Source organism: Streptomyces rimosus subsp. rimosus (assembly GCF_000720725.1).
GTDB lineage: Bacteria > Actinomycetota > Actinomycetes > Streptomycetales > Streptomycetaceae > Streptomyces > Streptomyces rimosus_A.
This window is the reverse complement of record NZ_JOCQ01000193.1, coordinates 1-5244: the sequence shown is the minus strand read 5'-3', so window position 1 is coordinate 5244 and position 5244 is coordinate 1. Positions and strand designations below refer to the sequence as shown.

Below are 5244 nucleotides of genomic sequence, written 5' to 3'. Positions count from 1 at the left end.
GTGGAGGGGCTGGAGGAAGGACGGGGCGTGGGGGCGGACGGGGGAGAAGTGGGGCGGGGCGGTACGGGGCTGGGAGTCGAGGCGGGCGCGGGGCGCGGCGGTGCCGGGTCCTCCGGGGCGAGGACGAGGTAACCCACGGCGGCGGCGGTCGCGGTGGCCGCTGCCGCCAACGGCAGGACGAGGCGCCGTAGCCGTCGGCCCATGAGCGGTGCGCGGCGCAGGAACGGGACGCGGCGCAGACGGGGGCCGGGCGGTGCGGCGGGCCGCAGGTCGCGGAGGTCGATCTGTCCGGCGCGCGCGGTGAAGGCGGCCCGCAGCCGCGCCTCGACCGGCCGCTCACCGGGGGCGGCCTCCGAAGTGACACCGTCCGTCATGCCCCCGCCTCCAGCATCTTCTCCAGCGAATCCAGCGCACGGCTGGCGATCGACTTCACCGAGCCGCGGCTGATGCCGAGGGTCGCCGCGATCTGGGCCTCGGTCAGCTCGCACCAGTAGCGCAGGACGAGGACCTCGCGGCGGCGGGCGGTCAGCCGGCCGAGGGCGGCGAGGACCTCGCGGTGCTCCTCGTCGAGGACGACGCGCTCCTCGGCGGACGGCGCGTCCGCCTCGTAAGGGGGCGTGTAGTCGCGTGCCGTACGCCGTCGCCGGAGCACCGAGCGGGCCGCGTTGACGACGGCGGTACGGAGATACGCCAGCGCGTTGTCGACCTCGTCCAGCCGTTCGCCGTGCCGCTTGTAGAGGGCCGCGAACGCGTCCTGGACGACGTCCTCGGCGGTGGCCCGGTCGTCCACCAGCAGCACCGCCAGCCGCACCATGCTCAGCCGGTGCGCGTGGTAGAGGTCCGTGATGGTGGGGCCGGAGAGGCCGTCGGCGACAGCGGGCCCGGCGCCCCGCACAACGGCGGCCGGGGCTTCGGCGGTGGGGCGGGCGCCGCGCAGGAGCAGGCGCCGGCGCAGGGCGCGCCAAGGCCCCGGCGCGGCGGGCCGTACCGGGGCGATGGGCGCGGCGGCGGTGAACTGCATCGGTTCCTCGGCCGTCGGGGAGGCGGTGGCCTCAGTTGGTGCGACGGCGACGGGCAGCGTAGACGGCGCCGCCGCCCACGGCGATCAGCAGGGCGGCGCCGGCGCCCAGCGCGACGTTCGTGGTGGTCGAGGCGCCCGTCTTGGCGAGCTCGTCCTTGGCGGGGGCCGGCGCGGGCGTCGCCGGACGGGCCGCGTCGGCGTCCTTGCCCGACGACGGCCGGGCGGGCTCGGCGTGCTCGGCGGCGGGGCCGGGCGTCTTGGCCGGTGCGGCGCTCGGAGCGGCGCTCGATGCGGCGCTCGGTACGGCGTGCGGCTGTGCGGAGGAGGGGTGGGACGGGGCCGGGGCCGGCCGGTGCGCGGAGTCCCGCGCCTCCTTCGGAGCGGCGGCACCGGGCGCCTGCGCCTTCGGGACCGACTCCTCGGCGTACGCCGTACCGGTCAGGGACAGTGCGGGCAGGGCGACCGTCACCAGCAGCCCGGTGGTCACGGCACTCCGTATCCGGCCGCGGGCCGCACGCCCGGCGGGCGCGTACGAGGTGACGGGCGGGCAGGGGGAGAGGGGCGAGGCGGAGGTGCGGGAGTCGTTCACAGTGGCTGCTCCACGATCGGCGGGCGGCGCCGGATGGCGCCCTCACCCGTCACGACGTGCGGCGGGGGCGGGGGTTGCCGAGGGGACGGAAATTTCCCGGCCGGTGTCGTCCATCGCGGTCCGGCTACGCGCACAGCCCGGTGCACCGCCCGCAGATCCCGCTCAGCTCCACGGTGTGCTCCACCGCGCTGTAGCCGCTCTCCGCGCCGACCCGCTCCGCCCAGCGCTCCACCACATCGGAGTCGAGCGGGCGGCTGCGTCCGCAGCGGCGGCAGATCAGGTAGTGCCGGTGGCCGTCGGCGGGGCGCGGCCGGTAAAGGCGCTCGCCCGCCTCGTCCCGTACGACATCGACCCGCCCGGCCCGCTCCAGGTCGCGCAGGGCCCGGTAGACGGTGGACAGTCCGACGGGGATGTCGGCGGTCACCAGGCGTACGTGCAACTCCTGCGCCGAGACGAAGTCCTGGCACGCGGTCAGCACGCGCAGGACGGAGGCCCGCTGCCGGGTCAGCCGGCCGCCCACGCCGGTTCGTCCTCGTGCTCGCAGGCGCCGTCCACGCCGTACGTCTCCCAGGCCGGGAACGGATCGCCGCCGTACTCCGCGGCACGCACCTCGGCGTCCGTGACGAGGCAGCGGCCGAGAGCCGCGCGCAGAGCGTCAGCCCGCAGCCCGGTCCCGATGAAGACCAGTTCCTGTACGTCCTCGGAGCGGCCTTCCCCGTCCGGTCCGACCGCCCCCGACGGCTCGAACCGCGCGACGGACCCCGCCTGCGACCACAGGCCGGTCACCCCGGGCCGTCCGGCGAGCCGGAAGAACCCTTTGGACCGCAGGATCTCCCCGTACGCGCCGCTGTCCATCCCCTCCGTCACGAACGTCCACAGCCGCCCCGGGTGGAAGGGGCGCGCGGCGCGGAACACCGTGCTGGAGATCCCGTACTCCTCGGTCTCCGGTACGTGGTCGCCGTTCAGCTCCCTGACCCAGCCGGGCGCCTGCTGGGCGCGTTCCAGGTCGAAGCGGCCGGTGCCCAGGATCTCCGCGGGCGCCACCCGGCCGTGCCGGGCGGGCACGATCCGGGCCACCGGGTTGAGCCGCCCGAGCGCCGCCCGCAGCCGCGCCGCCCGCTCCTCGTCCACCAGGTCCAGCTTGTTGACGACGATCACGTCGGCGAACTCGACCTGGTCCACGAGCAGATCGCTGACCGTACGCTCGTCGTCCTCGTACGGCGCGAGCCCGCGCTCGGCGAGGCCGTCGCCGCCCGCCAGCTCGGCGTGGAAGTTGGCGGCGTCCACCACGGTGACCATGGTGTCCAGCCGGGCCACCTCGCCCAGCGTCGCGCCGTCGTCGCGCGGGAACGCGAAGGTCGCGGCCACCGGCATCGGCTCGGAGATCCCGCTGGACTCGATGAGCAGGTAGTCGAAACGGCCCTCGCGGGCGAGCCGGTCGACCTCCTCCAGCAGGTCGTCGCGCAGGGTGCAGCAGATGCACCCGTTGGTCATCTCGACCAGCCGCTCCTCGGTCCGCGACAGGGCGGCCGTGCCGCCGCGCACCAGCGCGGCGTCGATGTTGACCTCGCTCATGTCATTGACGATCACCGCGACCCGCAGCCCCGACCGGTTGTGCAGTACGTGGTTGAGCAGGGTCGTCTTTCCCGCGCCGAGAAACCCGGAGAGCACGGTGACCGGCAGCGGCCCGGGCGTGGCGGGAGCCGTGGGCAAAGCCATGGGCGGTCAGTCCTCCGGCCGCAGCAGACCGCGCTCGTACGCCTTCACCAGGCGCTGCGGCACCTGGTACACGGACCCGTCGACGGTCACCGGCACCAGCGCGGGCGTGCGGGCCTTCCACTGGGCGCGGCGGTGGCGGGTGTTGCTGCGGGACATCTTCCGCTTGGGAACGGCCATGGTCGCGGACCTCTCCGGGGTGGGGGTGGATACGGGCGCGCGGCGCGGGTGGACACGCGGCGCGCCGAGTGGTGCGACCGAGGCTATATGAAAATGGATCCCATTACGAGTAGAGGGTGGTCGGGGTGGGACGGCTGCCGCGTCAGCGCGGTGATTTCGCCGTCGAGTACTCGGGGCTGTCGTATCCCGGGCTCCCGTACTCGTGCCGCCCGTACTCCGGACTGCCGTACTCGGGAGCCGAGTAGCCGGGGCGGGTGCCCGGCCGCTGCGGCGGGGATTCCTGGAGGTGGGTGAGCAGGAACGGGAGGATGCCGCGTTCCAGGAGGGCCAGGTGCCAGGCTGCCCGGGCCTGTGCGAGCTCGCTGCCGGGGATGGCGGGTGGCTCGCTGCCGGGGGCGGCGGGCGGCGTCGCGCCGTCCGCGGGTGGCGTGGAGCGGTTGCGGGCCGCGGTCACGAGGACCCAGACCAGGTCGGCCACGGTCGCCGCTGCCGCGATGGCCGCGGCGAGCCAGCCCGCGTACACCAGCTCGTCGGCGAACTGGCGGTGGGCGTTGACGAGCCGCATGCCGAAGCCGATCGCGAGGAAGAGGACCGCGGCCACCGCGCCCAGGCTCGGTGTGAGGACGGCGAGGGCGGGGAGCAGGCCGCCGCCGAAGGCTGTTGCGGTGGGGGAGTCCGGGGGTTCGGCGGCGGGGGCGGGCGCGTCCGACTCGGCGCGGAGTCTCGCGTACGTCTCGTACTCGGCGGACGCGGTGGCGCAGAGGGCGGCGCGTTCGCGATGGGCCTGGAGGCGCAGCTGTTCGGGGCGGGGCGCGTCCGGGGTGCGGCGCAGGGCTTCCTCGATCTCCGGGGAGGCGAGTGCCTGGCCGAGGGCCTGCTCGAAGGCGGCGGTCTCCTCGGAGCGGCGCAGGGAGTCGGTGCCTGGCATGTGGGTCCCCCCGGCGGTTCGGTGCGGGGCGCGCGGCGCGGGCCCGTTTGCTTCCAAGTTACTTGCTGGATTGCGCAACCGTATAACTTGATATTGCCGCGTGGCCCCTTTCCTGCCGACTTCCGGCCATCGCAATCCCTGGATCGGGTGGCTGTCCACGGGCGGGTGAATCGCGTCCGGCCGAAGCCGTGCGAGGCCGCCGGGTTGACGGGGTGGTCGAACTTTCGACCGAGAGGGCGCCCTCGTGGGACCGTGACGAACGGTCCGCGGGCCTCGTTCTGCGAGCACCCGTCCGAACCGGCGTCAACCGAGGAGGAACTGTGCAATCCGTCCCGAACACCATCGGTGCCTGGGCCCGCCGCCGGGCGGGCGGCGAGATCACGGAGGTCCGCGGCGTCTCGTGGCGGGCGGACGGCGCCCGGGTGTGGGAGCTGACGCGCGCGGACACGGCCCGGTTCTTCCTGAAGGTGGCGCCGTCCGCCGACCGCTACACGCGCGAGACGCACGCGTACCGCCACGCCGTCCCCGCCCTCGGCCACGCGCATGCGCCGGTCCTCGTCGACAGCGACCCGGGGCGGCTCGCGCTGCTGCTCACCGCCGTGCCGGGGACCGGCGCGTCCGGCGCCGGGCTCGGCCGTGCGGACCGTACGGAGCTGTACCGGCAGGCGGCCGGGCTGCGGCGCCGTCTCCACGACGCGTGCGGCACGGCGCCCCCGGCGGGCGGCGCGGACCGCTGGGCCGCCGACCGGCGCGCCGCCGCCGAGGAACACGTGGCCGCGCTGTCGGCCGCGGGCGCGCTCGACGCGGCGC

8 protein-coding genes are annotated in these 5244 nt (G+C 75.3%); 1 reads left to right on the top strand and 7 read right to left on the bottom strand.

Features of this window, described 5'->3' with window-relative positions:
- The 7 genes from IH45_RS1000000149155 to IH45_RS01000000144755 form a co-directional block, all read right to left on the bottom strand.
- A partial coding sequence (locus IH45_RS1000000149155) for a hypothetical protein (protein WP_050515585.1) occupies window positions 1-374 on the bottom strand: 374 nt, incomplete at its 3' end.
- Window positions 371-1021 (bottom strand): RNA polymerase sigma factor, encoded by a 651-nt coding sequence (locus tag IH45_RS0142120; RefSeq protein WP_030682271.1) that lies wholly within the window; start codon window positions 1019-1021, stop codon window positions 371-373. The genes IH45_RS1000000149155 and IH45_RS0142120, both read right to left, overlap by 4 nt.
- Window positions 1022-1052: 31 nt before the next feature.
- Complete coding sequence (locus IH45_RS1000000145785) at window positions 1053-1610, bottom strand: LPXTG cell wall anchor domain-containing protein (protein WP_050515584.1); 558 nt, start codon at window positions 1608-1610, stop codon at window positions 1053-1055.
- 124 nt (window positions 1611-1734) lie between these two features.
- Window positions 1735-2130, bottom strand: a complete 396-nt coding sequence (locus IH45_RS0142110; RefSeq protein ID WP_032919512.1) for a Fur family transcriptional regulator — start codon at window positions 2128-2130, stop codon at window positions 1735-1737.
- On the bottom strand, window positions 2115-3329 hold the full coding sequence (locus tag IH45_RS0142105) for a GTP-binding protein (RefSeq protein ID WP_050515583.1): 1215 nt from the start codon (window positions 3327-3329) through the stop codon (window positions 2115-2117). The genes IH45_RS0142110 and IH45_RS0142105 overlap by 16 nt, the downstream gene beginning before the upstream one ends.
- Before the next feature lie 6 nt (window positions 3330-3335).
- Window positions 3336-3506 carry a 50S ribosomal protein L32 gene (gene rpmF, locus IH45_RS0142100; protein WP_030682257.1) on the bottom strand — a complete coding sequence of 57 codons (171 nt, stop codon included), beginning with the start codon at window positions 3504-3506 and terminating at the stop codon, window positions 3336-3338.
- Between the two features lie 142 nt (window positions 3507-3648).
- Entirely contained in the window at window positions 3649-4434 is a 786-nt protein-coding gene (locus tag IH45_RS01000000144755; RefSeq protein WP_050515582.1) for a hypothetical protein, read from the bottom strand.
- 320 nt (window positions 4435-4754) lie between these two features.
- On the opposite strand from IH45_RS01000000144755, the gene IH45_RS1000000145780 reads away from it, so the two are divergent.
- The coding region (locus IH45_RS1000000145780) for a phosphotransferase (protein WP_234440897.1) at window positions 4755-5244 on the top strand (490 nt) is incomplete at its 3' end.